This is a genomic window from Nonomuraea sp. NPDC049624 (genome assembly GCF_040675255.1).
Lineage (GTDB): Bacteria > Actinomycetota > Actinomycetes > Streptosporangiales > Streptosporangiaceae > Nonomuraea.
This window is the reverse complement of the sequence record NZ_JBFAOR010000004.1, coordinates 827,845-849,933: the sequence shown is the minus strand read 5'-3', so window position 1 is coordinate 849,933 and position 22,089 is coordinate 827,845. Positions and strand designations below refer to the sequence as shown.

The window sequence follows — 22,089 nt, the reverse complement described above, 5'->3', positions numbered from 1 at the left end:
GCGGAAGCGGTCCGGTTTGGGGACTCGGCGATGATTCGCTAGAGTTCTCTCGTCGCCCGGCACGAGCGGGGCGCACGCGGAAGTGGCTCAGTGGTAGAGCATCACCTTGCCAAGGTGAGGGTCGCGGGTTCGAATCCCGTCTTCCGCTCGGAGCTTCCGGCTCGGTGGCGTGGCCGAGAGGCGAGGCAGCGGCCTGCAAAGCCGTCCACACGGGTTCAAATCCCGTCGCCACCTCTACGAAGGACGATTAGCTCAGCGGGAGAGCGCTTCCCTGACACGGAAGAGGTCACTGGTTCAATCCCAGTATCGTCCACCATCTCTCATCAGCCAGGTCGGCGGGTCGCCGACCTGGCTGTCGCTTTTTCACGGCCCTTCCCCGGCGCGAGGGCCTGGTGTTTTCGCGGCCCTCCTCCGGCGCGCGGGCCTGGCGTTTGTAGCAAGCGTTTGGTTCGATCAGGACATGGACGTTCAGGAGATCGCCGACCGCCTGGAGATCACCGGCCTGCTGGGCCGTTACTCGCTGGCCGTCGACTCCGGCGAGTGGGATCTGCTCGACGAGGTGTTCAGCCCGGAGGCGGTCATCGACTACCGGTCCGCGGGCGGGATCAGGGGCGGGCTGGCGGAGGTCAAGAGCTGGCTCGCCGAGGTGCTGCCGCACTGGCCGGGACGCCTGCACCTGATCGGAGCCGCACGGATCGTCCTGGCCGGGGACGAGGCGCGGGTCAGCGCGCCGTTCACCGACACCCTCGCCCCCACACGGGACATGGTCGCGGCCGACGCCAAGGGGTTCCTGCACGGCGGCGGCTGGTACCACCACCGCATGCGGCGCACCTCGGATGGCTGGCGCAGCCAGGAGCTGGTGGAGGAACAGAGCTGGCGCACAGCCCGCTGACCCGCCCCGAGACGCCCAGCGCCGGGACGGCTTCCTTGCCCCACGGCGTCAGTGTGGCTGTTTGGTGTGGGTCGTGGTGAAGGCGAGGAGGGGGATGGCGGTCTGCTGGGGGTCCTCCAGGATGGGGGTGTGGCCGAGGCCGGGCAGGAACTCGATCTCGGCTCCCGGCACGACGCGGTAATCGGACGCGGACGAGGAGCGCCATCGTCGGTCGTCCGCGCCGAAGATCACCAGCAGCGGCTTGCCCAAAGGCGCCAGCCGGTCAGGGAGGGGCCGTTCGTGCAGGTATTCGCGGGTGCCCTGCATGGTGGCTGCGAGCGTGTGGAGGGTCATGCAACGCACCTCGTCCAGCAGCTCGTCCGGGGGCCGGTAGCCGGGAAGGCTGAAGCCAGGGCTCGCGAACAGGCGGATCTGCTCGTCGGTCGGCGGCCACTGCGAGGGGGCGAACGCGGCCGACGCCGGGGCGATGAAGGCGTCCAGACCAGGGCCGGTGTTGATCAGGACGAGCGCCGTCACCAGGCCGGGACGCCGTTCGGCCAGGGCGGTGGCGACCGCGCCGCCGCTGGAGTGGCCCGCGACCACGGCCTCCCGCACGCCGAGCAGGTCCAGCGCCTCGCCGACCCGGCGTGCCTGGTCGGGGGTGGTGTAGCCGCGGTCGTCCGGTTTGGCGGAGCGGCCGTGGCCGAGCAGGTCGATCCGGATGACGCGATGCGAGCCCGTGAGCAGGGGGACCAACTGGTCCCAGGAGCGGGCCGAGGACGCCGAGCCGTGGATGAGGAGGAGGGCGGGGGCGTCGCGGGGGCCGTCCTGACAGACGTGGAGGTCGCCGTCGTCCAGGGAGAGGATCGTGCTCTCGGTGGCGTCGCCGTGGGAACTGGTCATGGGGCCACTGTGGCGGCCGCCCCTCGCCGGAGGATTGGACGAATGTTCCCCCGGGCCGCTGCCGGGGCTACACGCTCGCTGTCATCGAGAACCAGATGGAGCCGGCAGCGGCCAGCAGCAGGCACACCGCTCCGATCGCCGCGCCCGCCGAAACCGCGAAGATCCGTACGGGCCTGGGCTTCCGTGCCGTGAACGCATACCCGAGGGCGAGGCCGGCGCCAGGGAACACCGCGGCCGCGATGCCGCATTTGACCAGGAGCTCTGTGGACATCCAGTCCAACTGCCAGATGCTCCAGGCCACCAGCCCGTAGCCGGTGAGGGCTGCTGCGCATACCAGGGCCAGCCCGAGGGTGCCGTACTTGCGCGCACTGGGATCAAGGGGGGACGTCACGGGGTGATGATCGCACGGCGTCGCCGCCATCGGTCGACGCACGGGCGGGACCGGCGGGCGGATGGCGGGTGGTGCGTGGCCGGAGGACGATGGGAGGCCGAAGGCGCTGGGAGGCTCGTTAGGCCGCGAGCGGGGGGCTCCGCGGGTGAGCGCTCGGGCCGGGGGCGGAGACGGCAGGTCCACACCCCCCGACACGGAGAAGGCCCAGGCGGAGGGGCGGGGTGGGTGGGACGTAACAGGGCCACGCACCTGCGATGCGGAGAAGGGCAGCGCGGACGCGCCGGGTGGGGAAAGGGTCATGGGCGTGGCAGGGGGCAGTGGGTGGCGTCTGTGGCGTAGGCGAGGAGGAGGTCGCGGGCCGTTTCCGTGTCGAACGGCTGCACCGCGTCCAGCAGGTGCAGCCCCAGCCCGTCCTCCAGCGCCACCAGGTTCCGGGCGATCGTCATGGCGTCCCGGGTCAGCGTGAAGACGCCGGTCGCCGACCCCGCCTCCAGGATCGCGGCGTACAGGGCCACCTGCCGCTCGTACAGCCGGATGTGCTGGGCCGCGTACGCCGGGTCGCGCCGGGCGTGCGCCCCCAGCTCGTACAGCAGCACGCACAGCTCGTCGCCGGGACCGGCGGGCAGGCCGCTGCCGATGGTGATGACCAGGCGCCGCCGCAGGTCGGGCTCGCGGGCGGCGGCGGTCTCGCGGGCGGCGCAGAACCGGTCGACGGCCTCGCGCTGCACCTCCTGCAACAGGCCGGCCATGCTCGGGAAGTAGTACAGCACCGACCCCGCCGACATGCCGGCGACCTCGGCGACGTCGCGCAGCCGCAGGTCGAGGATGCCGCGTTCGAGCACCGCCCGGCGGGCGGCGGAGACGAGTTCGGCCCGCTTCTCCCGGGCCCGGCTTGGTCGCGCCATGGCCGCGATTCTTCATAGACGCTTCAAAAAACGCAAGCCATCCTTGACGAACGCCGCCGATAGTTCTTTGATACTCGCTCAAGGAACCCCCCAAGGAGGCGTCGTGGCATCAACGGCCGCCCATCCACACCTGCACCGGGGACTCAAGCTCCTCGGCACCCTCCTCCTCACCCTGTCCGCCATCACCCCCGCGTCCTCGGTCTTCATCATCGCCCCCGGCGTGATCTCCCAGGCCGGCAGCGGCGCGATCCTCAGCTACCTGGCCGGCGCCGTCGTGGGCGTGTTCATGGCCTTCGTCTACGCCGAGCTGGGCTCGGCGTTCCCGCTCACCGGCGGCGAGTACGCCATCACCGCCCGCACGCTCGGCCGGCTGCCCGGGTTCGTGGTGCTCGGGCTGATCCTCATCACGCAGCTGCTCATCATCGCCGTCATCGCGCTGGGCGTGGGCGCGTACCTGTCGGTCGTCCTCCCGGGGCTGGACGGGCCGCTGGTGGCGGCCGTGACGTGCCTGCTCACCACCGTCGTGGCGGTCTTCGACATCAAGCTGAACGCCTGGGTGACCGGGGTGTTCCTGGCCATCGAGATGATCGCGCTGCTGGTCGTGGCGGCGCTCGGCCTGTTCGGTCCGCAGCGTTCGCCGGTCGAGCTGATCACCCATCCGGTGGTCGCCGGGGACGGCGGCGCGCTGGTGCCCGCCTCGCTGGGCCTGATCGGCGCGGCGACCGCGGTGGCGATCTTCTCCTACAACGGGTACGGCTCGGCGGTCTACTTCGGCGAGGAGGTGCACGACGCGCCGAAGAGCATCGCGCGGACGGTGCTGTGGGCGCTGGGCGTCACCGTGGCGGCCGAGCTGGTGCCGGTGACGGCGGTGCTGGTGGGCGCGCCGTCGCTGGAGGGCCTGTTCGGCGCGGAGAACATGATGCAGTACTTCGTCACCGCCCGCGCCGGTTCCGTGGCCAACACGGTGATCTCGCTGGCCGTCGCGCTGGCCATCCTCAACGCCGTGCTGGCCATCATCCTCATCACCTCGCGCATGTTGTTCAGCACCGGACGCGACCGCGCCTGGCCGGCGCCGGTCAGCCGCCTGCTGTCGTCGATCCACGCCCGGTACGGCTCGCCGTGGGTGGCCACGGTGCTGACCGGCGTGGTCAGCGCGGCCTGCTGCTTCATCGACGAGCGCTTCCTGCTGGTGGTGACCGGCACCTCGATCGTGGCCGTGTACGCGGCGCTGTGCCTGGGGGCGATCGCCGGGCGGCGCAACGGCACGACCGGCCACGCGGCGTACCGGATGCCGTGGTTCCCGCTCGCGCCGGTGCTGGCGCTGGCCGCGCTGGCGTACGTGATCTACTTGAACGCGCTGGACCCGGTGATCGGCCGGCCCAGCCTGTACGTCACCGCCGGGATCGCGGTGGTGTCGGCGGCGTACTATCTGGTGGTGCTGCGGCGGCGCGGCGGGTGGGATCTGGCTGAACCATGAGAGTGATCATCTTCGGGGCGACCGGCATGGTCGGGCGCGGCGTGCTCAGGGAGTGCCTGCTCGACGAGCGCGTGACGGCCGTGCTCACGGTCGGCCGGTCGCCCACGGGGACGGTCCACCCGAAGCTGCGCGAGCTCACCCACGCCGACCTGTCCGACCTGTCGGACATCGAGGACGAGTTGTCCGGCTACGACGCGTGCTTCTTCTGCCTCGGCGTGTCCTCGGCCGGCATGAGCGAGCGGGACTACCGGCGGGTCACCTACGACTACACGCTGGCGGCCGGCACCACGCTGGCCCGGCTCAGCCCGTCCTCGACCTTCGTCTACGTCTCCGGGGCCGGCACCGACGCGCACGGCCGCGCGATGTGGGCCAGGGTGAAGGGCGCGACCGAGAACGCGCTGCTCGCGCTGCCGTTCCACGCCTACATGTTCCGTCCCGGCTACATCCAGCCGATGCACGGCGTGACCTCGCGCACCCGCTGGTACCGGCTGGCCTACGTCGTGGCCGCGCCGCTCTACCCGCTGCTGCGGCGGCTGTTCCCGGCGTCGGTGACGACGACCGAGCGCATCGGCCAGGCGATGATCACCGTGGCCGAGCGCGGCGCGCCCGAGCGCATCCTCGGCCCGGCGGCGATCAACGCCCTGTGACGGCGGCCCGCGGCGCCGGTCGCACGGCCCCCGGCATCAGCGGCACCGCCAGCAGCGAGGCGAGCGCGCCCAGCCCCCACACCGCCTCCCACGAGGCGAGGCCGAGCACCACCGGGACGAGCAGCGGGGTCAGGAAGCCCGAGGCGAAGCAGGCGGTGCCCTCCAGGCCCAGCGCGGTGCCCGCCCTGGCCGCGCCCGCCATGGCGGCGATCTCGGTGTAGGCGATGCCGTGCCAGGAGTTGGCCAGCAGGCCGCCGATCGCCAGGGCGGCGACCGTGAGCGGCGTGGGCGCCGAGGTGAGCACCGCGGCGGCGGCCATCGCGACCCCGGACAGCGTCCCGATGGCCCGGATCCAGGTGCGCCGACCGCCGCGGCGGTCGGTGCGCCGGCCGGTCCAGATGCGCGCCGCGCCGCCGCCGAGCTGGGCGAGGAGCACGGTGAGGGCGGCCAGGCCGGCGTCGGCGCCCTTGACGTCGTGCAGGAAGATCGCGGTGAAGGACAGCACGGCGAACTGCGGCACGGTGAGCAGCCCGCTGGCCAGCGCCACCCGCCACACGTCCCAGCGGCGCAGCGGCGAGGGGCCGGGCTCCGGGGCCGCGGCTGCCGCGGCGGGCGCCGGCTCGTGCAGCCAGCGCCAGGTGGCCGCCGCCGCCAGCAGGCAGAACACCGCCGGTACGGCGTAGACGGCGCGGAAGCCGTACCGCTCGGCGAGCCAGGGCAGCAGGGCGACCCCGAGCGCGCCGCCGACGGGGATGGCCGTCTGGCGGACGCTCATGGCCAGCCCCCGCTCGCCGTCGGCGAACCAGGTCATGACGGCCCGCCCGGAGGCGCCGTTCACGCTGCCGCCCAGCGCTCCGGCGGCCAGCAGGCACGCCGCCAGCAGGGCCACCCCGGCGTGCTCGGCCGGCGTGACGGCGGCGGCCATCACCGCCAGCAGCGCGCCCGTGGCGGTCAGCCCGGCGAGCAGCACCCGGCGGTCGCCCCACCGGTCGGTCAGCATGCCCCACGCGATGTCGGAGGCGGCCACGCCCAGCCCCAGGCAGGACAGGACCAGGCCGAGCGAGCCCAGCGACAGGTGGTAGCCCGAGCGCATGGAGACCGCGGTCAGCGGGATGCCGGAGAACATGGCCGAGAAGCTGGCCTGGGCCCCGACGCCCACGGACAGCACGACCCATCGGTGCCGCAGGCCGAACCGGCGCGTCCCGCCGCGGACGGTGACGAGTGTCGCCACGAATGCCTCCAAAGTAACCGGATTCAATGGTTAGCAACCTTGGCAGCGCCGAAAGTAACTTGTCAACGCGGTTACTATGGTTGCCGTGGACTTCACCTTCGTCAGCGGCAACCTCGGCCTCGACCTCGCCGGCACCATCGGCCACCGCCGGGGCGCGCGCATCGACCTGCTGCCCTCCCCCGCCGACCTGGCCCGCTGGACGGTCGCCGCCGGGCTCCTCGACGAGCCGCCCGAGACCGGCGACGACGACCTGGCGCGGGCGACGGCCCTGCGCGAGGCGATCTACCGGCTGGCCACGGCCGCCCGCGACGGCAGCCCGTACGGACAGGCCGACCGCGACCTGCTCAACGAGACCGCCCGGCGGCCGCCCGCGGACGTCGCGCTCGAAGAGCGCGGCCTGCGGCGCGGCGGCGGCCTGCCCGGCGCGCTGTCCACGACGGCGCGCGCGGCGATCGAGCTGCTCGGCGGCCCGCAGGCGGAGCTGATCCGCGAGTGCGAGGCCGCCCCCTGCACCCGCCTGTACGTCGACGCCTCCCACCGCCGCACCCGCCGCTGGTGCGACATGCGCGGCTGCGGCAACCGCGCCAAGGCGGCGGCCTTCCGCGCCCGCGCGGGCGCCTGACCGGGATGATGGAATAACGGCGGAGGCCGGGACGCTACGGTACCTGTCAAAGATTCAACAGTCATGGATGGTGACTAAAGTGCAGTTCGGAATCTTCAGCGTGGGCGACGTGACCACCGACCCCACCACCGGCAGGACCCCGACCGAGCACGAGCGGATCAAGGCGATGGTGGCGATCGCGCTCAAGGCCGAGGAGGTCGGCCTCGACGTGTTCGCGACGGGCGAGCACCACAACCCGCCGTTCGTGCCGTCCTCGCCGACCACCATGCTCGGCTACATCGCGGCCAGGACCGAGCGGCTGATCCTGTCCACCGCCACGACGTTGATCACGACCAACGACCCGGTCAAGATCGCCGAGGACTTCGCCATGCTCCAGCACCTGGCAGACGGCCGGGTGGACCTCATGCTGGGCCGTGGCAACACCGGGCCGGTCTACCCGTGGTTCGGGCAGGACATCCGCCAGGGCATCCCGCTGGCCGTGGAGAACTACGCGCTGCTGCACCAGCTGTGGCGCGAGGACGTCGTCGACTGGGAGGGCCGCTTCCGCACCCCGCTGCAGGGGTTCACCAGCACGCCGCGCCCGCTGGACGGGGTGCCGCCGTTCGTGTGGCACGGCTCGATCCGCAGCCCGGAGATCGCCGAGCAGGCCGCCTACTACGGTGACGGCTTCTTCGCCAACAACATCTTCTGGCCCAAGGAGCACTTCATCCGCCTGATCAACCTCTACCGCCGGCGCTACGCCCACTACGGGCACGGCACGCCCGAGCAGGCGATCGTCGGCCTGGGCGGCCAGGTGTTCATGCGCAAGAACTCCCAGGACGCGGTCCGCGAGTTCCGCCCCTACTTCGACAACGCCCCCGTGTACGGCCACGGGCCGTCGCTGGAGGAGTTCACCGCCGAGACCCCGCTCACCGTGGGCAGCCCGCAGCAGGTCATCGACCGCACGCTGGAGTTCCGCGAGTTCTTCGGCGACTACCAGCGCCAGCTGTTCCTCATGGACCACGCCGGCCTGCCGCTGAAGACCGTGCTGGAGCAGCTCGACATCCTGGGCGAGGAGGTCGTGCCGGTGCTGCGCAAGGAGATGGCCAAGGACCGCCCGGCCGGCGTCCCGGACGCGCCGGCGCACGCCGCGCTGGTCCAGGCCCGTACGTCCCAGGCCGTCGAGGTCTGACCCCTCCAGGGAAGGAGATCCCCCCATGAAGCTCGTCGTCGTCACGGCCGGCCTGACCCAGCCGTCCTCCACCCGCCTGCTCGCCGACCGGCTGGCCGAGGCCACCCGGCGGCGGCTGGACGGCGCGGCCGAGGCGCGTGTGGCCGAGGTGCGCGTGGTCGAGCTGCGCGACCTGGCCGTGGACATCGCCAACAACCTGGTGACCGGTTTCCCCGGCGCCCGGCTGCGCGAGGTCGTCGAGGCCGTGACGGAGGCCGACGGGCTCATCGCGGTCACGCCGACCTTCAGCGGCTCCTACAGCGGGCTGTTCAAGTCGTTCTTCGACGTCCTGGACAACACGGCCCTGGCGGGCACGCCCGTGCTGATCGCCGCCACGGGCGGCACCGCCCGCCACTCGCTCGTGCTGGAGCACGCGATGCGCCCGCTGTTCGCCTACCTGCGGGCCGTGGTCGTGCCGACCGCCGTCTACGCCGCCTCTGAGGACTGGGGCGGCGGCGGCGACTCCTTCACCGACGGGCTCGGCGAGCGCATCGACCGGGCCGCCGGTGAGCTGGCCGGCCTGCTGGCGGGCCGCGCTCCCCGCCCGGCCCCGGCCGAGGCCGCGGCCGAGGACGAAGACGAGGACGAGGTCGTCCCGTTCGCGGAGCAGCTCGCGGCTTTGCGCCCACTGCGCTAGTTTGCAGCGGTGCTGACCGCTATGTGCCTCTCGCTGTCCCTTGCCGTGACCTGCGTCTCCCCCGCAGACCTCAACAACCCTCACAAGAAGGACATCGCCATGCAGCTGGTGTCCAGCGCGGAGAACTCCTCGCTGGACTGGAAGGCCCAGTACGGCTACATCGAGGACATCAAGGACGAACGCGGCTACACCGCGGGCATCATCGGCTTCTGCTCCGGCACCGGCGACATGCTGGAGCTGGTCGAGCTCTACACCAGGCGCAAGCCCTCGAACGTGCTGGCCAAGTACCTGCCCGCGCTGCGCAAGGTCAACGGCACCGACTCCCACAAGGGCCTCGGCAGGCCGTTCGTCAAGGACTGGAAGAAGGCCGCGGCCGACCCCGTCTTCCGGCGGGCCCAGGACCACGAGCGCGACCGCGTCTACTTCGACCCGGCCGTCCGCCGGGCCAAGAAGGACGGCCTGCGGGCGCTCGGCCAGTTCGCCTACTACGACGCCATGGTCATGCACGGCCCCGGCTCCGACAAGCTGAGCTTCGGCGGCATCAGGAAGGCCGCGCTGGCCAAGGCCGCCTCCCCCGCCCGCGGCGGCGACGAGGTGGCCTACCTCAACGCGTTCCTCGACGCCAGGAAGGCGGCGATGAAGGCCGAGGACGCCCACGACGACACCACCCGGGTCGACACCATGCAGCGCGTCTTCCTCAGGAAGGGCAACCTCGACCTCAGGCCGCCGCTGACCTGGAAGGTGTACGGCGACAAGTACACGATCAAGCACTGATCCGGCGATCAGGGTAGGTTGGTGCACAAGCCGAACAAACGGGGTTAATCATGTCCAACGGTGCCCGTCATGGTCTGGGAGTGGTCGCCGGGCTGCTCCTTCCTCCGCTGATCGCGGCCTGCCTCATGTACGGCATCGGCGAGCTCGGCCTGACCATGGCCACGCGGTACACGGTCTCCTGGCTCGGGCTGGCCGTGATCGCGGTGGCCGGGGCCGGTCTGGCGGTCCTGGCCGGCTCGCGTCTGTCGCCGATCGCCTCGCTGCTCGGCGGCCTGGCCTACACCGCGCTGGGCCTGGTGCCCGCGGTGGAGCTGGGCGCCGGCATCCGCGTCATCCCCGGCGGGCTGGTCACCGGCAGCCTGGGGGCGGGCCTGCAGACCACGATCTACACCGGGGTCATGCTGTTCCTCGGCGTGGCGCTGCTGGTCGTGTCGGCCTTCCCGTCGCGGTGGCGGTCCCCGGCGCGGCCGTCTGCCTACACCGCCTACACCTCCGACTACGGCGCGGCGGGCTCGCCGTACCTGCCGCAGGGCACGCCGCACGACGTCACCAGGCCGATGCACCGCGAGTGAGCCCGGCCGGGCCTGGCAGAATGCGGCCATGCGCGACTCGAAGATCGTCGACTTCCTGGCCGAGCTGGCCGACAAGGTGCCCGCCCCGGGCGGCGGCGCCACCGCCGCCCTGCACGCGGCCCAGTCCGCGGCGCTGCTCGGCATGGTGGCCCGCTACACCACCGGCGAGCGGTACGCCGACCACGCCCAAGCCGTAGCCGCGGTGATCGAGGAGACCGACGCCCTGCGGGCGCGGGCGCTGCGGCTGGCCGAGGAGGACGCGGCCGCCTTCACCGCGGTCGCCGACGCCTACCGGCTGCCCAAGGGCGAGGAGCGCAGCGTCTCCATCGCCCGTGCCCTGGCCGGCGCGGCCGAGCCCCCGGCCCTGGTGGTGGCGGCCGCCATACGCCTGGTCGAGCTCTGCGAGCTGCTGCTGCCGATCGGCAACCGCAACGTCGTCACCGACGTCGCCGCCGCCGCCGAGGCCGCCCGCGCGGCGCTCACCACCGCCCGGGTGAACGTCGAGGTCAACCTGCGGGGCATCAAGGACGAGCAGGTCCGCGAGGAGCTGACGGCCCGCCTGGCGGGCGTCGAGGCGGCCGTCGTCACGGCCGACCGGATCACCGCCGGGGTACGCGAGGAGATCGCCCGATGAGGACGCTGACCGGCCGCGACCTGGCCACCGCGATCAAGGCCCAGACGCAGGCCGAGGCCGCCGCCGGGCGGCAGCCCAGACTGGCCGTCGTGGTGGCCACGGCCGACGAGGCCAGCCTGTGGTACGTCCGCTCGATCGCCAAGGCCGCCGCGGGCGTCGGCGTCGCCTGCGACATCGTCGACCTCGGCGCCGAGGCCGACCCCGGCAGGATCCACGAGACGCTGGCCGGGCTCAGCGCCGACGACGCCGTCCACGGGGTCATGCTCCAGACGCCGCTGCCGGCCGGGGCCTCGGCGCAGGAGCTGGCCTCCGCCATCGACCCGCGCAAGGACGTCGACGGCGCGAACCCGCTCTCGCTCGGCCGCCTGGCCGCCGGGCTGCCCGCGTTCCCGCCCGCCACGGCGGCGGCCGTCATGGCCCTGCTCGACCACTACGAGGTGCCGCTCGAAGGGCGGCGGGCGGTGGTCGTCGGCCGCTCGACCGTGGTCGGCAAGCCGCTGGCCCACCTGCTGCTCGACCGGCACGCCACGGTCACCGTCTGCCATTCGCGCACCCGCGACCTGGCCGCCGTCACCGCCGGGGCCGAGATCCTCGTGGCCGCCGTCGGCCGCGCCGGGCTGATCGGCGCCGCGCACGTCGCGCCGGGCGCGGTGGTGATCGACGTGGGCACCAACCCGACCGACGACGGCGGGCTCACCGGCGACGTCGACTTCGCGGCGGTCTCGCGGGTGGCCGGCGCGCTGACCCCGGTGCCCGGCGGCGTCGGCCCGGTGACGACCGCGCTGCTGCTGCGCCACACCGCCCGCGCGGCGAACCTGCCCTGAGCCCCGACATCCGAGAGTGGAGACCATCGATGGGTGACGTCCTGATCGTGCAGAACAGCAGGAGCGGCGGCCCGAGCCGGCTCGGCGACTGGCTGGAGGAGGCCGGGCTGCGGCTCGACGTGGTGCTCGCGCACGAGGGCGCCCCGCTGCCCGACCGGCTGGACCGGCACGACGCCATGATCATGCTCGGCGGCGGCTACCTGCCCTCCGAGGACGACCGGGCCCCGTGGCTGGCCCCCGCCCGCCGGCTGATGGGCCAGGCGCTGGCGGACGGCGTGCCGCTGTTCGGCATCTGCCTGGGCGGCCAGATGCTGGCCGAGGTGGCCGGCGGCGAGGTGACCGGCGACACCGGCGCGCCGGAGAACGGCAGCCTGCCGGTCACCATCCGGCCCGAGGCGGCCGCGGACCCGCTGTTCCAGGGCCTGCCGCCGGTGGTGCCCGCGATCGAGCACCACAAGGACGCCGTCACCCGGCTGCCGGCCGGCGCGGTGTGGCTGGCCGAGACGCGCGCCTGCCCCTACCAGGCGTTCCGGGTGGGCGAGCGGGCGTGGGGGGTGCAGTTCCATCCCGAGGTGCTGCCCGCGCGCGTGCGCGAGTGGACGCCCGACGGCTTCGACCCCGAGCAGGTCTACGCGGGCGCGGTGGCCGACGAGCCCGTCTCCACGCCGATCTGGCGCGAGGTGGCGACGCGCTTCGCCAAGATCGTCCACGCCTGACCTACCGCCTTCGCAGTCTGAGGCGCTCTGCGGCCCGGCGTGCCCGACGGCCGGGGCGGGTGGGGCGGGCGGTGGCCGGGGCGTGGGAGGAATGGCCCTAATGTGGGGGGAATGCGGGTAGACAGACTTCACCCCTGGCCGGCCGACGCGGCCGAGGCGGAGGCCGTCCAGGACCGGCTGCGCGGCCGCGTCGAGCTCGCCGGGCCCACGGCCTTCCCCCTGGTGGCCGGCCTCGACGTGCACTACCACGGCGACGACGAGGTGACGGCGGCGGTGGTCGTCCTGGACGCGGCGAGCCTGGAACCGGTCGAGCGGGCGGTGGCCCACGGCCGGGCCGCCTTCCCGTACGTGCCCGGCCTGTTCGCCTTCCGCGAGCTGCCCACCCTGGTGGAGGCGCTCGAACGCCTCGCCGTCACCCCTGACCTGCTGGTCTGCGACGGCCACGGCCTGGCCCACCCGCGCGGTTTCGGCCTGGCCTGCCACCTGGGCGTGCTGACCGGCCTGCCCGCGCTCGGCGTGGCCAAGACGCCGTTCGTGGGCGAGCACGAGCCGCCCGGCCGGGAGCGCGGCGACTGGACGCCGATCGTCCACGAGGGCGTCACCGTGGGCAGGGCGCTGCGCACGCGGCGGGACACGAAACCGGTCTACGTCTCCCAGGGCCACCGCATCGGCCTGGACACCGCCACGTCCCAGACCCTGCTGCTCACGCCGCGCTACCGCCTCCCCGAGCCGGTGCGCCAAGCCGACCACCTGGCCCGTCACCCCGGCGGCAGCTGACCGCCCCGACAGCCGGGTCCCGCCGGAGAGCCGACGTAACGGTCAGCGCCGCCAGGCCCAGACGACGAGCCACACGCTGAGCCCGAAGATCGTCATGCCCAGCGGCACGTGCGCGGCCACCGCCCCCGACCCGCCGAGCATCGACTGCAGGAACCCGAGCAGCAGCACCCCCAGGCTGACCAGCGCGGGCCAGCCCGCGCCGCGCCCCGGCCGCCACAGCAGCACGGCCGCGACGAGCTGGAGCAGCCCGAGCAGGTGGACGGCGCCCGCCCCGGCCCCGTGCAGGCCCGCGCCCGCCCCGCTCATCAGCTGCCCCGCCGTGACGGCCTGCAGCAGCACCGACAACATGCTGAGCGTGGCGAGGGCCTTGAACGCGGTCGCATACCCGCTCCCCTTGACGACCTGGGTGACCACTGGACTCTCCTTCGACCTCGGGTGGACGCCCTCAAGGATCGCGCCGCCGCCGGAGCCGGGCATCCGCCGCCCGTCGTCATCCGCACTACGCCTCACGGCGTACGCTCACGCCGGTTCGTGCGCTCCCGAGGAGGCCAGCGGGGGCAGGATCGCCTGGGCGTCCGCGCCGCCGAACCAGAGCCCGATCACGAACGCGGCCGTCGCCTCCAGCTGGACCGCCCGGTCGAGGCCGCCGCCGTCCAGCGGGGTGCAGCCCAGGTCGCGGACCAGGCCCCGGACCAGGTCGAGCGCCCGGGCGTCGTCGCCGCACAGGGGCACCGCCAGCGGGCGGCCGCCGAACACGGGCGGCGTCATCCGCCACACGTCCACGTGGCACAGGTTGAACGCCTTCACCACGTGCCCGCCCGTGAGGTCGGCGATCCGGCGGGCGAGCGGACGCGTGACGTCGTACCTGTCGGGGGCGGCGCCGTTCGTCACGTCGATGATCGGCTTGCCGCGCAGGGCCGGGCCGGCGGCGGCCAGCACGTCGTCCAGTCCCGCCTCCCGGACGCCCACCATCACGACCTCGCCGGACGCGGCCGCCTCCGCCCAGCTCCCCGACCGCGCCCCCGGGCGGCCGGCCTGGGCGTTCATGCTCTCCGCGCGGGCACGGGCGCGCTCGGGGTCGCGTCCGCTGACCGTCACCTCGTGCCCGGCCCTGATCCACTGCGTGCCGAGCGCGTCGGCCATGCCGCCGGCGCCCAGGATCCCGATCTTCATGTCGTCCTCCGTGTTGCGAAAGGGCTTTACTAGGACAAGGACTCTAGAAATCCCGTCACGCACCGATCGGTGCCTATCGGAGGCATTACGTGTTCCTCGCCGACTGCCAGGCCAGACTGGCCTTCGACCTGATCGCCAACACCTGGAACGCGGTCGTCGTCTGGTCGCTGCGCCACGGGCCGCGCCGTCCAGGTGAGCTGCGCGCGCAGATCGGCGGGATCAGCCCCAAGGTGCTCACCGAGACGCTGCGCCGCCTGGAGTTCAACGGGCTGGTCACCCGCCGGGCCTACGCCGAGGCCCCGCCCCGCGTCGAGTACGCCCTGACCGACCTGGGACGCTCCCTGCTCGGCCCGATCGAGGCGTTCGGCGCATGGGCCCACGACCACGCCGAGGACGTCATGGACGCCCAGGACCGGTGGACGGGCTCGCAGTCCCCCGCTTCATGAGGATTCTTTAACGCAGCGTTACTGAGTAATTACTCTGGGTAGCAAGTCGGTGGTTGATTCCACCATTCCCAGGAGGTACTCATGCCTGACGTCCAACGCCGCCGCGCCGCCGTCATCGCAGGCGCGCTCGCCGCGGCCCTCACCGCCACGCTGTTCGCGGCGCCCGCGTACGCCGTCGTCGATCCCGCCACCGCGGTTCCGTGCGCGGCCGAGGCCGCCGCGGGCCTGGCCGCACTGGTGGACCCGGCGGCCCCCCAGGCGCCGACCGAGATCCCCGCGGCGGGCTGCCTGCATCCCTGACCGGCCGGCCACCGCGCGGGCGGTGCGGCGAGCCACGCCGCACCCCCGCCACCGGCCCTCCCCCACCGACAGCTCCGACAGTGCCGACCAGCTCCGACCAGCTCCGACCAGCTCCGACAGCGCAATCCCCGTGCCCGACCAGCAGCAGTCGAGGAGTCCCCATTGAAGTTCCGAATCCTGACCAGCGCAGCGGTCCTCGCTCTGGCGGCGGCGGCCGCCGTTCCCCCAATCGCCCTCGGGTCAGGGGGCCGAAACGATCCGGGGAACATCAATGTCCAGGCCATCGTCGACCGGGTCAACATCTTCACGTCGTAGTGAGGCCACCACAGTTGACCGTGGCCGAGTCCGAGTCCGCTCCCCGGCCACGGAGCACGCTGGAGCGCGTCGGCTACGTCATGTTCCTCAGCCGGTGGATACAGGCGCCGCTCTACCTCGGGCTGATCGTCGCCCAGGTCGTCTACGTGTGGCGGTTCATGGTCGAACTCGCCCACCTGGTCGAACTCGGGTTCGGCGGCAACCCTCCGGAGACCACGATCATGCTGATCGTCCTCGGGCTCGTCGACGTCGTGATGGTCTCGAACCTGCTGATCATGGTCATCATCGGCGGCTACGAGACCTTCGTCTCGCGGCTGCGCATCGACGGTCACCCCGATCAGCCGGAGTGGTTGTCCCATGTCAACGCAAACGTCCTCAAAGTCAAGCTGGCCATGGCGATCATCGGGATCTCGGGGGTGCACCTCCTGCAGATCTTCATCAACGCCGCCCGGCCGGCCATCACCGACAGGGAACTCGTATGGAAAACACTGATCCATCTCACCTTCGTGGTCTCGGCGCTGGCCCTGGCCGTGATGGATCGGATCATGGCGGGCGGGCGGCACGTCCAGCAGGCGCACCGGGACCGGCAGCCCGGCGGCGTCGCGCAGGAGCGGGTCGCCGCCGCCTAGCGATCGCCCTGGCGGCCGGCGCGGGGCTGCTGGCCGGCGTGTGCTGGGCTGCGCCGGCGGCGTACGCCTCGGCGCCTGCCCAGGGGCCGCGGCCGCTCATCGGCGACGTGGTCGTCTTCAACGACGAGATCGTCGAGCCGGTGTCGCTCCCGGTGAGCACCTGCGGCGGCCTGCTGCCGGTGCTCAGCGGCGCGCCCGCCGGGTGCGAGGGCACGTCCCGGGTGTCGGACGACGACGCCTGAGCCCCCCGGCGCCCGCCCGCGGGGGCGGGCGGGCGCCGGACCCCGGCCGGGTCAGCCATGGAGGCGTTCGAGAACCCCGGCCGGGTCAGCCATGGAGGCGTTCGAGAACGTCGGCCGGGTCAGCCGTACAGGCGTTCGAGCACCTCGGCCACGCCGTCCTCGTCGTTGGAGGACGTCCGGTGCCCGGCCGCGGCCAGCACCAGCGGGTGCGCGTTGGCCATCGCGTAACCGGCCCCGGCGAAGGCCAGCACGGCCAGGTCGTTGGGCATGTCGCCGAACGCCACCACCTCGGCGGGCTCGACCCCGCGTGCCAGGCACAGCTCGGCCAGCATGCCCGCCTTGGTCACGCCCAGGGCGCTGACCTCCAGGAGCCCCGGCACCCCGGAGTGGGTCACCTCGGCCAGCTCCCCCACGGCCGCCGCCGCGGCGGCCGACATCTCGTCGAGGGTGTGCGCGGGCGAGAGCACCAGCAGCTTGACGATCGGCTCGCCCGCCTCGCACGCCGAGACCACCTCCCGGTAGTGCTCCGCGTCGTGCTCGACCCGTCTGGTGTAGCCGGCCTCGGTGAGCACGCCCGTTCCGGTCTCGACGGCGAAGGCCGCCCCGGGCAGGGCCGCGGCCAGGCTGTCGGCGACCTCCCTGGCGGCCTGCGGCTCGATCGTGCGGCTGGCGACGATCTCCGCGGCGGCCAGGTCGTACAGCAGGGCGCCGTTGCTGCAGATCGCCAGGCCGGTCAGGCCCGCCTGGCCGGCGATGGCGCGGATGGAGCGCGGCGGGCGGGCCGTGACGAAGACGATCTCCGCTCCGGCGGAGCGGGCCAGGCCCAGGGCCCACCGGGTACGCGGGGAGACGACCCCGGCGGAGGTCAGGAGGGTGCCGTCGAGGTCGGTGGCCACGATGCGGGGCGGGGTGGCGGAGGTCACGTCCCCACCGTAGATCCCGGCCGGGAGGGGCTCGGGGGGTAGGGTGCCCTCGTGTCTACCAATTCGGGGCGTTTCGCCCGGTCCGGGCCGCGTCCGGACGACCGGGTCGCCTCCGCCTTCCGGTTCGCGTCGGAGCTGGTCGCCTGGGTCGCGACGCCGTGGGCGCTGCTTCCCGGTTCGGTGTGGCTGGCCGTGTTGTCGGTCGTGGTGCTGATCGGTCTGCCGACGGTGTTCGCCACGCCCGGCGACAAGCGGAGCGTGCTGGTCGCCGTGCCCGGGTTCGTGACGGTCGGGCTGGTCGCCCTCCAGCTCGTCGTGGGGGTGGCGGCGGCGTGGGTGGCCTGGCACGCGGTCGTGGCGGCGGCGGTCACGGTGCTGGCGGTGGTCACCGTGGTGCTGGAACTGCCGCGCTGGCGCTGGCTGCTGACGGGCTGAGCGGCCGCGCGGCCGGAGGCTCCCTAAAAAGGCGCATCTCGCCGGAGGGTCCCGCAGAGGCGCGTCTCGCCGGAGGGTTCCTCAGAGGCGCATCTCGGTGGGGAGGCGGGTGGCGGCGTGGAGGAGCTCCAGGCCGAGCAGGTCCCCCGAGGCGCCGTAGTCGAGGACGACGTCCTCCGAGACGGTCTGCCGTACCGCCTCACCTGGCACGATTTCGTGCTTCATCGCGATATAGGCGATGTCTTCTTCCTTGTTCCAGCTGACGTACACGGTCCGGGTGAGCTGGCGGTCCGGCGCGGCGTCGTCCGGCTGGAGCAGGCCCTCCTTGGCCTCGTGCGAGCCGGCCAGCGCCGCCCGTACCATGGCCAGCGCCACCTCGACCGCCTCCAGCGAGTCGCGCCCGGTCGCCCGGCGCTCGTGCTCCCACCCGGCCAGCCCGTCGATCCGGTACGGGCACGCCCACTCCCCCGCCTCCTCGTACGGCATGCCGACGGCGACGGTCACCTCGCGCGGCGGGACGGTCTCCAGCACCAGCACCCGCTGGGCGATCTCGTACATGCCGCATCATCTACCCAGACGCCCGCTTCCGGAAGACCCGCGGCCCGAGCCATATCATCCGGGGCCGATGCGTTCCGGCTCCGGCGGCGGCGGGTTAGTGTGCGTTAGGGTCGCAAGGGGGCCTAGATGAACGAGTCGTTCGGCACACGCCTGCGTGCCAGGCTGGACAAATTCGGCCCGCTCTGTGTGGGCATCGATCCGAGCCCGGCGTTGCTCGACGCCTGGGGCCTCGACGACTCACCGGGCGGCCTCGAGCGCTTCAGCCGCACGGTGGCCGACACGATCAGCGACGTGGCCGCCGTGGTCAAGCCGCAGTCGGCCTTCTACGAGCGCTGGGGCAGCCGTGGCGTCGCCGTCCTGGAACGCACCATCGCCGATCTGCGCGAGGCCGGCACGCTGGTGCTGCTCGACGCCAAGCGCGGCGACGTCGACACCACGATGGCCGCCTACGCCGAGGCCTACCTCGACCGGGGCAGCCCGCTGGCCGCCGACGCGGTGACGCTCAGCCCCTACCTGGGGTTCGGCTCACTGGAGGTGGCGATCACCTCGGCGGTGGCCAACGACGCCGGCGTGTTCGTGCTGGCCCGCACCTCCAACCCGGCGGCGGCCGGGCTGCAGCAGCGGGTGGCCGACCTGGTGATCGCCGGGGCCGCCGCGGCCAACGCGGGCCACGAGCCGTTCGGGCCGGTGGGAGTGGTCATGGGGGCCACGCTGCCCGCGCTCGACCACTCCCTGGCCGACCTCAACGGCCCGATCCTGGCACCGGGGCTCGGCGCGCAGGGCGCCTCCCCCGCCGACGTGGCCCGGCTGTTCGCCCCGGTACGCGGCTCCGTCGTGCCGTCGGTCTCCCGGGCCGTGCTGGCCGACCCGCGTCGGCTGCGGTCGAGGACCCTGCAGTACCGGGACGAGTGCGTCATGTACCTGACGTACTGAGCCGGTCGACGGCGGCCAGCACCGCCCGTACCGACGCGGTGAGCACGGAGGTGTCCTGGCCGGCGCCCCAGCCGATCATGCCACCCACGCGGGCCTCCACGTACGCGACGGCGCTGCTGCCCGTCCCCGCGTCCACGGCGTGCTCGGCGTAGTGCAGGACGTCTACCTCGACGCCGTCCGCGGCCAGCGCGGCGGTCAGCGCGGAAAGCGGCCCGTTGCCGGTGCCGCGCAGCACCCGCCCCGACTCCAGGACGCCCTCGAACTCGTGCGTGCCCGGCGCGGTCTCGGCCGTGCGCCAGGAGGCGAACCCGGCGCGCTCGCCGGGCGCGATGTAGGTGGCGTGGAACAGCGCCCACAACTCGTCGGCGGTGATCTCCTCGCCGCTGTCGTCCGTGGCCCGCTGCACCGTCGCGGCGAAGTCGATCTGCAGGCGGCGCGGCAGGTCGAGGCCGTGGCGGGCGCCCAGCAGGTAGGCGATGCCGCCCTTGCCCGACTGGCTGTTGACCCGGATGACCGCCTGGTAGCCGCGCCCCACGTCGGCCGGGTCGATGGGCAGGTACGGCACCTCCCAGGGCGCCTGCTCCGGCGGCATGCCCAGCTCGGCGGCCCGCGCGGCGTGGTGGGCCAGGCCCTTGCGGATGGCGTCCTGGTGGGTGCCGGAGAAGGCGGTGTGGACCAGGTCGCCGGCGTAGGGGTGGCGGTCGTGCACGGGCAGGCGGTTGCAGTGCTCGACGACGCGCCGGATCTCGTCGATGGCGGAGAAGTCGATCATCGGGTCGACGCCCTGGGAGTGCAGGTTGAGCGCGAGGGTCACCAGGTCGACGTTGCCGGTGCGCTCGCCGTTGCCGAACAGGCAGCCCTCCACCCGCTGCGCCCCGGCGAGCACGGCCAGCTCCGCGCAGGCCACGCCGGTGCCGCGGTCGTTGTGCGGGTGCACCGACAGGATCACCGCGTCGCGGCGGTCGAGGTGGCGGTGCATGTACTCGATCTGGTCGGCGTACACGTTGGGGGTGGCGATCTCGACGGTCGCGGGCAGGTTGTGGATCACCGGGCGGTCCGGGGAGGCGTCCCAGAGGGCGGTCAGGTCGTTGCAGATCTCCAGCACGTAGTCGGGCTCGGTGAGGTTGAACACCTCGGGCGAGAACTCGAAGCGCACCGGCAGCCCGTCGGCCAGGCGGGCGATCTGGCCGGCCGCGTCCAGGACGAGCTTGCGCAGGGCGTCGCGGTCGTGGCCGAGCACCACGTCCCGCCAGGTGGGCGCGGTCGCGGTGTAGAGGTGCACGACCACGTCGGGCAGGCCGCGGATCGACTCGAAGGTGCGCTCGATCAGGTCCTGCCGGGCGGCGGTGAAGGCCACCACGGTCACGTCCTCGGGCACCGCGCCGGGCTCGGCCAGCTCCCTGAGGAAGTCGAAGTCGAGCCGGCTGGCCGAGGGGTAGCCGACCTCGATCTCCTTGAAGCCCATGCGCACCTGGAGGTCGAACAGGCGGCGCTTGCGCGCCGGGTCCATCGGCTCGGCCAGCGCCTGGTTGCCGTCGCGCAGGTCGACCGGCACCCAGAGGGGGGCGGCGGTGATGCGGCGCGAGGGCCAGTCGCGCTCGCCGGTCACGGGCACCTCGACCCGCTCGTGGGCGGGCCGGTAGCGGTGGGAGGGCATCGCGCTGGGGCGCTGCCGGTTCCATTCGTACACGTCTTCGTTCCTTCTTCGGCGGTCGGACGACCGGCGGCACCTCGCACACCGCGGCGGGGTGCCGGTCCGGTCAGGCCCCGCCGCGGCGGCCGAGAAGAAGGAGACCGTACGACGACATGGCGGCTACACTAACCACAACACAGGTCCTCAGACAACCTGAGAGGTACGCATGCCGCTCGGCGCCCTCCGCCGCAGCCCCCTGGTCGACCAGGCCGTCCAGCACCTGCGCGAGCAGATCACCGAAGGCCACTGGCCGGTCGGCACCCGGCTGCCCGGCGAGAATGCCCTGGCCAAGACGCTCGGGGTGGGCCGGTCCACGGTCCGGGAGGCGCTGCGGGCGCTGGCCGGGGCGGGGCTGGTGCGGGCGCGTCAGGGCTCGGGGGTGTTCGTCATCGCCGCGGAGCCGGCCGAGGACTGGCCCGCGCGGCTGCGGCGGGCCGCGATCACCGACGTGTACGAGGTCCGCATGATGGTCGAGACGCAGGCGGCCAGGCTGGCGGCGGCCCGGCGTACCGACGAGGACGTCGCGGCGATGGAGGCGGCGCTGCGGGCCCGCGAACGGGCGGCGGGCGAGGACGACGCGGCGTTCGTCGACGCCGACATCGCGCTGCACGCGGCGGTCGTAGCGGCGGCGGGCAACCCGGTGCTCACGGACCTGTTCGCCGAGTTCGCGCCGGCGTTGCGGGAGGGGCTGATCGACATGGTGGGCCTGCTGGAGCTGCGCGGGCACGACCGCAACCCGGGGCACGACGCGCACGCCGCGCTGGTGGCGGCGGTCCGCGACGGCGACGCGGCGGCGGCCGGCGACCTGCTGCAGGCCGAGCTGGAGCAGACCCTCGCCCGGCTGCACGGCAAACCCGGCGCCTGACGACCGCCGAGGCGGGCGGTCCCGCCGACCGGTCCTGGCGGCCGGTCCTGGCGGGGTCAGGCGGGCGGGTCAGGCGGGCGGGTCAGGCGGGTGGGTCAAGCGGGCGGAGTGGTCGGGTGGGTCAGGCGGTGGGGCCGGCGTCGGGGCGGATGACGTCCTCGCCCTCCTCGTCCTCCTCGGGCGGCTCCTCCGGGACGGGCTCCTCCAGCTCGTCGGGCGGGTCCGCGGACAGGGGGCGGCGGGTCCTGGGCGATCCGGAGGCGGACCGCTCGGCGACCACGTCGCTCTCCCCCTCCACGCCTCCCACCGCCGCGGGCAGGTCGTCGGGCTTTCGGCTCATGGCCCCCACCTGCCCGTGACGGCGTCCCTTGACGCCCGGCCGGACG

29 protein-coding genes and 3 tRNA genes are annotated in these 22,089 nt (G+C 73.3%); 22 read left to right on the top strand and 10 right to left on the bottom strand.

Annotated features, from left to right (window positions below):
• Window positions 1-76 precede the first annotated feature (76 nt).
• The 4 genes from AB0J76_RS20360 (at window position 77) to AB0J76_RS20345 (ending at window position 892) form a co-directional block, all read left to right on the top strand.
• Window positions 77-148, top strand: a tRNA-Gly gene (locus AB0J76_RS20360).
• A 15-nt stretch (window positions 149-163) separates the two neighbouring features.
• Window positions 164-234 (top strand) — tRNA-Cys (locus AB0J76_RS20355).
• Window positions 235-241: 7 nt separating this feature from the next.
• Window positions 242-316: transfer RNA gene (locus tag AB0J76_RS20350), tRNA-Val, on the top strand.
• Between the two features lie 144 nt (window positions 317-460).
• A complete protein-coding gene (locus AB0J76_RS20345) occupies window positions 461-892 on the top strand; it encodes a nuclear transport factor 2 family protein (protein WP_352326708.1) in 432 nt (143 codons plus the stop codon).
• Window positions 893-940: 48 nt separating this feature from the next.
• Here AB0J76_RS20345 and AB0J76_RS20340 read toward each other — a convergent pair whose 3' ends face one another.
• The 3 genes from AB0J76_RS20340 to AB0J76_RS20330 all read right to left on the bottom strand — a co-directional run bounded on the left by AB0J76_RS20340 (window position 941) and on the right by AB0J76_RS20330 (window position 3,070).
• Window positions 941-1,774: an alpha/beta hydrolase gene (locus AB0J76_RS20340; protein ID WP_352326710.1), complete on the bottom strand. Its 834-nt coding sequence runs from the start codon at window positions 1,772-1,774 to the stop codon at window positions 941-943.
• A gap of 67 nt (window positions 1,775-1,841) precedes the next feature.
• Window positions 1,842-2,165, bottom strand: coding sequence for a hypothetical protein (locus tag AB0J76_RS20335; protein WP_352326711.1), 324 nt, complete (start codon window positions 2,163-2,165; stop codon window positions 1,842-1,844).
• A gap of 296 nt (window positions 2,166-2,461) precedes the next feature.
• On the bottom strand, window positions 2,462-3,070 hold the full coding sequence (locus tag AB0J76_RS20330) for a TetR/AcrR family transcriptional regulator (RefSeq protein ID WP_352326713.1): 609 nt from the start codon (window positions 3,068-3,070) through the stop codon (window positions 2,462-2,464).
• Between the two features lie 103 nt (window positions 3,071-3,173).
• Between AB0J76_RS20330 and AB0J76_RS20325 the strand changes: the two genes are divergently transcribed.
• Together AB0J76_RS20325 and AB0J76_RS20320 are read left to right on the top strand one after the other, a co-directional pair.
• Entirely contained in the window at window positions 3,174-4,547 is a 1,374-nt protein-coding gene (locus tag AB0J76_RS20325) for an APC family permease (RefSeq protein WP_352326715.1), read from the top strand.
• A complete protein-coding gene (locus tag AB0J76_RS20320; protein WP_352326717.1) occupies window positions 4,544-5,194 on the top strand; it encodes an NAD(P)H-binding protein in 651 nt (216 codons plus the stop codon). The genes AB0J76_RS20325 and AB0J76_RS20320 overlap by 4 nt, the downstream gene beginning before the upstream one ends.
• Here AB0J76_RS20320 and AB0J76_RS20315 read toward each other — a convergent pair.
• Complete coding sequence (locus AB0J76_RS20315) at window positions 5,181-6,425, bottom strand: MFS transporter (RefSeq protein ID WP_352326718.1); 1,245 nt, start codon at window positions 6,423-6,425, stop codon at window positions 5,181-5,183. The genes AB0J76_RS20320 and AB0J76_RS20315 overlap by 14 nt on opposite strands.
• A gap of 85 nt (window positions 6,426-6,510) precedes the next feature.
• Here AB0J76_RS20315 and AB0J76_RS20310 point away from each other — a divergent pair, with 85 nt between their 5' ends.
• The 9 genes from AB0J76_RS20310 (at window position 6,511) to AB0J76_RS20270 (ending at window position 13,191) form a co-directional block, all read left to right on the top strand.
• Window positions 6,511-7,047: a CGNR zinc finger domain-containing protein gene (locus tag AB0J76_RS20310; RefSeq protein WP_352326720.1), complete on the top strand. Its 537-nt coding sequence runs from the start codon at window positions 6,511-6,513 to the stop codon at window positions 7,045-7,047.
• A gap of 79 nt (window positions 7,048-7,126) precedes the next feature.
• Window positions 7,127-8,218: an LLM class flavin-dependent oxidoreductase gene (locus tag AB0J76_RS20305; protein WP_352326722.1), complete on the top strand. Its 1,092-nt coding sequence runs from the start codon at window positions 7,127-7,129 to the stop codon at window positions 8,216-8,218.
• Window positions 8,219-8,243: 25 nt separating this feature from the next.
• Window positions 8,244-8,894, top strand: coding sequence for an FMN reductase (locus tag AB0J76_RS20300; protein ID WP_352326724.1), 651 nt, complete (start codon window positions 8,244-8,246; stop codon window positions 8,892-8,894).
• A 9-nt stretch (window positions 8,895-8,903) separates the two neighbouring features.
• Entirely contained in the window at window positions 8,904-9,668 is a 765-nt protein-coding gene (locus AB0J76_RS20295) for a chitosanase (protein ID WP_352326725.1), read from the top strand.
• 50 nt (window positions 9,669-9,718) lie between these two features.
• Complete coding sequence (locus AB0J76_RS20290) at window positions 9,719-10,240, top strand: hypothetical protein (RefSeq protein WP_352326726.1); 522 nt, start codon at window positions 9,719-9,721, stop codon at window positions 10,238-10,240.
• Window positions 10,241-10,268: 28 nt separating this feature from the next.
• Window positions 10,269-10,874 (top strand): cyclodeaminase/cyclohydrolase family protein, encoded by a 606-nt coding sequence (locus AB0J76_RS20285; RefSeq protein ID WP_352326727.1) that lies wholly within the window; start codon window positions 10,269-10,271, stop codon window positions 10,872-10,874.
• On the top strand, window positions 10,871-11,698 hold the full coding sequence (locus AB0J76_RS20280) for a bifunctional 5,10-methylenetetrahydrofolate dehydrogenase/5,10-methenyltetrahydrofolate cyclohydrolase (protein ID WP_352326729.1): 828 nt from the start codon (window positions 10,871-10,873) through the stop codon (window positions 11,696-11,698). The genes AB0J76_RS20285 and AB0J76_RS20280 overlap by 4 nt, the downstream gene beginning before the upstream one ends.
• Before the next feature lie 29 nt (window positions 11,699-11,727).
• Window positions 11,728-12,414, top strand: coding sequence for a type 1 glutamine amidotransferase (locus AB0J76_RS20275; RefSeq protein WP_352326731.1), 687 nt, complete (start codon window positions 11,728-11,730; stop codon window positions 12,412-12,414).
• Between the two features lie 111 nt (window positions 12,415-12,525).
• Entirely contained in the window at window positions 12,526-13,191 is a 666-nt protein-coding gene (locus AB0J76_RS20270; RefSeq protein WP_352326733.1) for an endonuclease V, read from the top strand.
• A gap of 42 nt (window positions 13,192-13,233) precedes the next feature.
• Here the strand turns inward: AB0J76_RS20270 and AB0J76_RS20265 are convergent, their stop codons facing one another.
• Window positions 13,234-13,605 (bottom strand): hypothetical protein, encoded by a 372-nt coding sequence (locus AB0J76_RS20265; protein WP_352326735.1) that lies wholly within the window; start codon window positions 13,603-13,605, stop codon window positions 13,234-13,236.
• A gap of 105 nt (window positions 13,606-13,710) precedes the next feature.
• Window positions 13,711-14,364, bottom strand: a complete 654-nt coding sequence (locus tag AB0J76_RS20260) for an NAD(P)-binding domain-containing protein (protein ID WP_352326736.1) — start codon at window positions 14,362-14,364, stop codon at window positions 13,711-13,713.
• Between the two features lie 89 nt (window positions 14,365-14,453).
• Here AB0J76_RS20260 and AB0J76_RS20255 point away from each other — a divergent pair, with 89 nt between their 5' ends.
• From AB0J76_RS20255 to AB0J76_RS20240, 4 genes are all read left to right on the top strand, one after another.
• Entirely contained in the window at window positions 14,454-14,810 is a 357-nt protein-coding gene (locus AB0J76_RS20255) for a helix-turn-helix domain-containing protein (RefSeq protein ID WP_352326738.1), read from the top strand.
• Between the two features lie 81 nt (window positions 14,811-14,891).
• Window positions 14,892-15,110, top strand: a complete 219-nt coding sequence (locus AB0J76_RS20250; protein WP_352326739.1) for a hypothetical protein — start codon at window positions 14,892-14,894, stop codon at window positions 15,108-15,110.
• A 335-nt stretch (window positions 15,111-15,445) separates the two neighbouring features.
• Window positions 15,446-16,054, top strand: coding sequence for a TIGR00645 family protein (locus AB0J76_RS20245; RefSeq protein ID WP_352331531.1), 609 nt, complete (start codon window positions 15,446-15,448; stop codon window positions 16,052-16,054).
• A 38-nt stretch (window positions 16,055-16,092) separates the two neighbouring features.
• Window positions 16,093-16,296, top strand: coding sequence for a hypothetical protein (locus AB0J76_RS20240; RefSeq protein ID WP_364390092.1), 204 nt, complete (start codon window positions 16,093-16,095; stop codon window positions 16,294-16,296).
• A 119-nt stretch (window positions 16,297-16,415) separates the two neighbouring features.
• On the opposite strand, the gene AB0J76_RS20235 is transcribed toward AB0J76_RS20240, so the two are convergent.
• The gene (locus AB0J76_RS20235) at window positions 16,416-17,219 is read right to left on the bottom strand and encodes an HAD hydrolase family protein (RefSeq protein ID WP_352329806.1); all 804 of its coding nucleotides are present in this window, start codon (window positions 17,217-17,219) and stop codon (window positions 16,416-16,418) included.
• A 51-nt stretch (window positions 17,220-17,270) separates the two neighbouring features.
• On the opposite strand from AB0J76_RS20235, the gene AB0J76_RS20230 reads away from it, so the two are divergent.
• A complete protein-coding gene (locus AB0J76_RS20230) occupies window positions 17,271-17,654 on the top strand; it encodes a hypothetical protein (RefSeq protein ID WP_352329808.1) in 384 nt (127 codons plus the stop codon).
• A gap of 81 nt (window positions 17,655-17,735) precedes the next feature.
• Here the strand turns inward: AB0J76_RS20230 and AB0J76_RS20225 are convergent, their stop codons facing one another.
• A complete protein-coding gene (locus AB0J76_RS20225; protein WP_352329810.1) occupies window positions 17,736-18,212 on the bottom strand; it encodes a DUF2283 domain-containing protein in 477 nt (158 codons plus the stop codon).
• 126 nt (window positions 18,213-18,338) lie between these two features.
• Between AB0J76_RS20225 and pyrF the strand changes: the two genes are divergently transcribed.
• Window positions 18,339-19,145, top strand: coding sequence for an orotidine-5'-phosphate decarboxylase (gene pyrF, locus AB0J76_RS20220; protein WP_352329812.1), 807 nt, complete (start codon window positions 18,339-18,341; stop codon window positions 19,143-19,145).
• Here pyrF and AB0J76_RS20215 read toward each other — a convergent pair.
• Window positions 19,126-20,802, bottom strand: a complete 1,677-nt coding sequence (locus tag AB0J76_RS20215) for a 2-isopropylmalate synthase (protein WP_352329815.1) — start codon at window positions 20,800-20,802, stop codon at window positions 19,126-19,128. The two genes, pyrF and AB0J76_RS20215, sit on opposite strands and share 20 nt — an antisense overlap.
• Window positions 20,803-21,004: 202 nt before the next feature.
• Here AB0J76_RS20215 and AB0J76_RS20210 point away from each other — a divergent pair, with 202 nt between their 5' ends.
• Entirely contained in the window at window positions 21,005-21,703 is a 699-nt protein-coding gene (locus tag AB0J76_RS20210) for an FCD domain-containing protein (RefSeq protein ID WP_352329814.1), read from the top strand.
• 121 nt (window positions 21,704-21,824) lie between these two features.
• Here AB0J76_RS20210 and AB0J76_RS20205 read toward each other — a convergent pair whose 3' ends face one another.
• Window positions 21,825-22,043 carry a hypothetical protein gene (locus tag AB0J76_RS20205; protein ID WP_364390089.1) on the bottom strand — a complete coding sequence of 73 codons (219 nt, stop codon included), beginning with the start codon at window positions 22,041-22,043 and terminating at the stop codon, window positions 21,825-21,827.
• Window positions 22,044-22,089: the final 46 nt, after the last annotated feature.

What these genes read in the sequence shown, in the direction of transcription:
- AB0J76_RS20345 (WP_352326708.1), top strand. Translation starts at nt 461, where the DNA reads ATGGACGTTCAGGAGATCGCCGACCGCCTGGAGATCACCGGCCTGCTG.
- AB0J76_RS20340 (WP_352326710.1), bottom strand. Translation starts at nt 1,774, where the DNA reads ATGACCAGTTCCCACGGCGACGCCACCGAGAGCACGATCCTCTCCCTG.
- AB0J76_RS20330 (WP_352326713.1), bottom strand. Translation starts at nt 3,070, where the DNA reads ATGGCGCGACCAAGCCGGGCCCGGGAGAAGCGGGCCGAACTCGTCTCC.
- AB0J76_RS20320 (WP_352326717.1), top strand. Translation starts at nt 4,544, where the DNA reads ATGAGAGTGATCATCTTCGGGGCGACCGGCATGGTCGGGCGCGGCGTG.
- AB0J76_RS20300 (WP_352326724.1), top strand. Translation starts at nt 8,244, where the DNA reads ATGAAGCTCGTCGTCGTCACGGCCGGCCTGACCCAGCCGTCCTCCACC.
- AB0J76_RS20290 (WP_352326726.1), top strand. Translation starts at nt 9,719, where the DNA reads ATGTCCAACGGTGCCCGTCATGGTCTGGGAGTGGTCGCCGGGCTGCTC.
- AB0J76_RS20285 (WP_352326727.1), top strand. Translation starts at nt 10,269, where the DNA reads ATGCGCGACTCGAAGATCGTCGACTTCCTGGCCGAGCTGGCCGACAAG.
- AB0J76_RS20280 (WP_352326729.1), top strand. Translation starts at nt 10,871, where the DNA reads ATGAGGACGCTGACCGGCCGCGACCTGGCCACCGCGATCAAGGCCCAG.
- AB0J76_RS20275 (WP_352326731.1), top strand. Translation starts at nt 11,728, where the DNA reads ATGGGTGACGTCCTGATCGTGCAGAACAGCAGGAGCGGCGGCCCGAGC.
- AB0J76_RS20270 (WP_352326733.1), top strand. Translation starts at nt 12,526, where the DNA reads ATGCGGGTAGACAGACTTCACCCCTGGCCGGCCGACGCGGCCGAGGCG.
- AB0J76_RS20260 (WP_352326736.1), bottom strand. Translation starts at nt 14,364, where the DNA reads ATGAAGATCGGGATCCTGGGCGCCGGCGGCATGGCCGACGCGCTCGGC.
- AB0J76_RS20250 (WP_352326739.1), top strand. Translation starts at nt 14,892, where the DNA reads ATGCCTGACGTCCAACGCCGCCGCGCCGCCGTCATCGCAGGCGCGCTC.
- AB0J76_RS20225 (WP_352329810.1), bottom strand. Translation starts at nt 18,212, where the DNA reads ATGTACGAGATCGCCCAGCGGGTGCTGGTGCTGGAGACCGTCCCGCCG.
- pyrF (WP_352329812.1), top strand. Translation starts at nt 18,339, where the DNA reads ATGAACGAGTCGTTCGGCACACGCCTGCGTGCCAGGCTGGACAAATTC.
- AB0J76_RS20215 (WP_352329815.1), bottom strand. Translation starts at nt 20,802, where the DNA reads ATGCCCTCCCACCGCTACCGGCCCGCCCACGAGCGGGTCGAGGTGCCC.
- AB0J76_RS20210 (WP_352329814.1), top strand. Translation starts at nt 21,005, where the DNA reads ATGCCGCTCGGCGCCCTCCGCCGCAGCCCCCTGGTCGACCAGGCCGTC.
- AB0J76_RS20205 (WP_364390089.1), bottom strand. Translation starts at nt 22,043, where the DNA reads ATGAGCCGAAAGCCCGACGACCTGCCCGCGGCGGTGGGAGGCGTGGAG.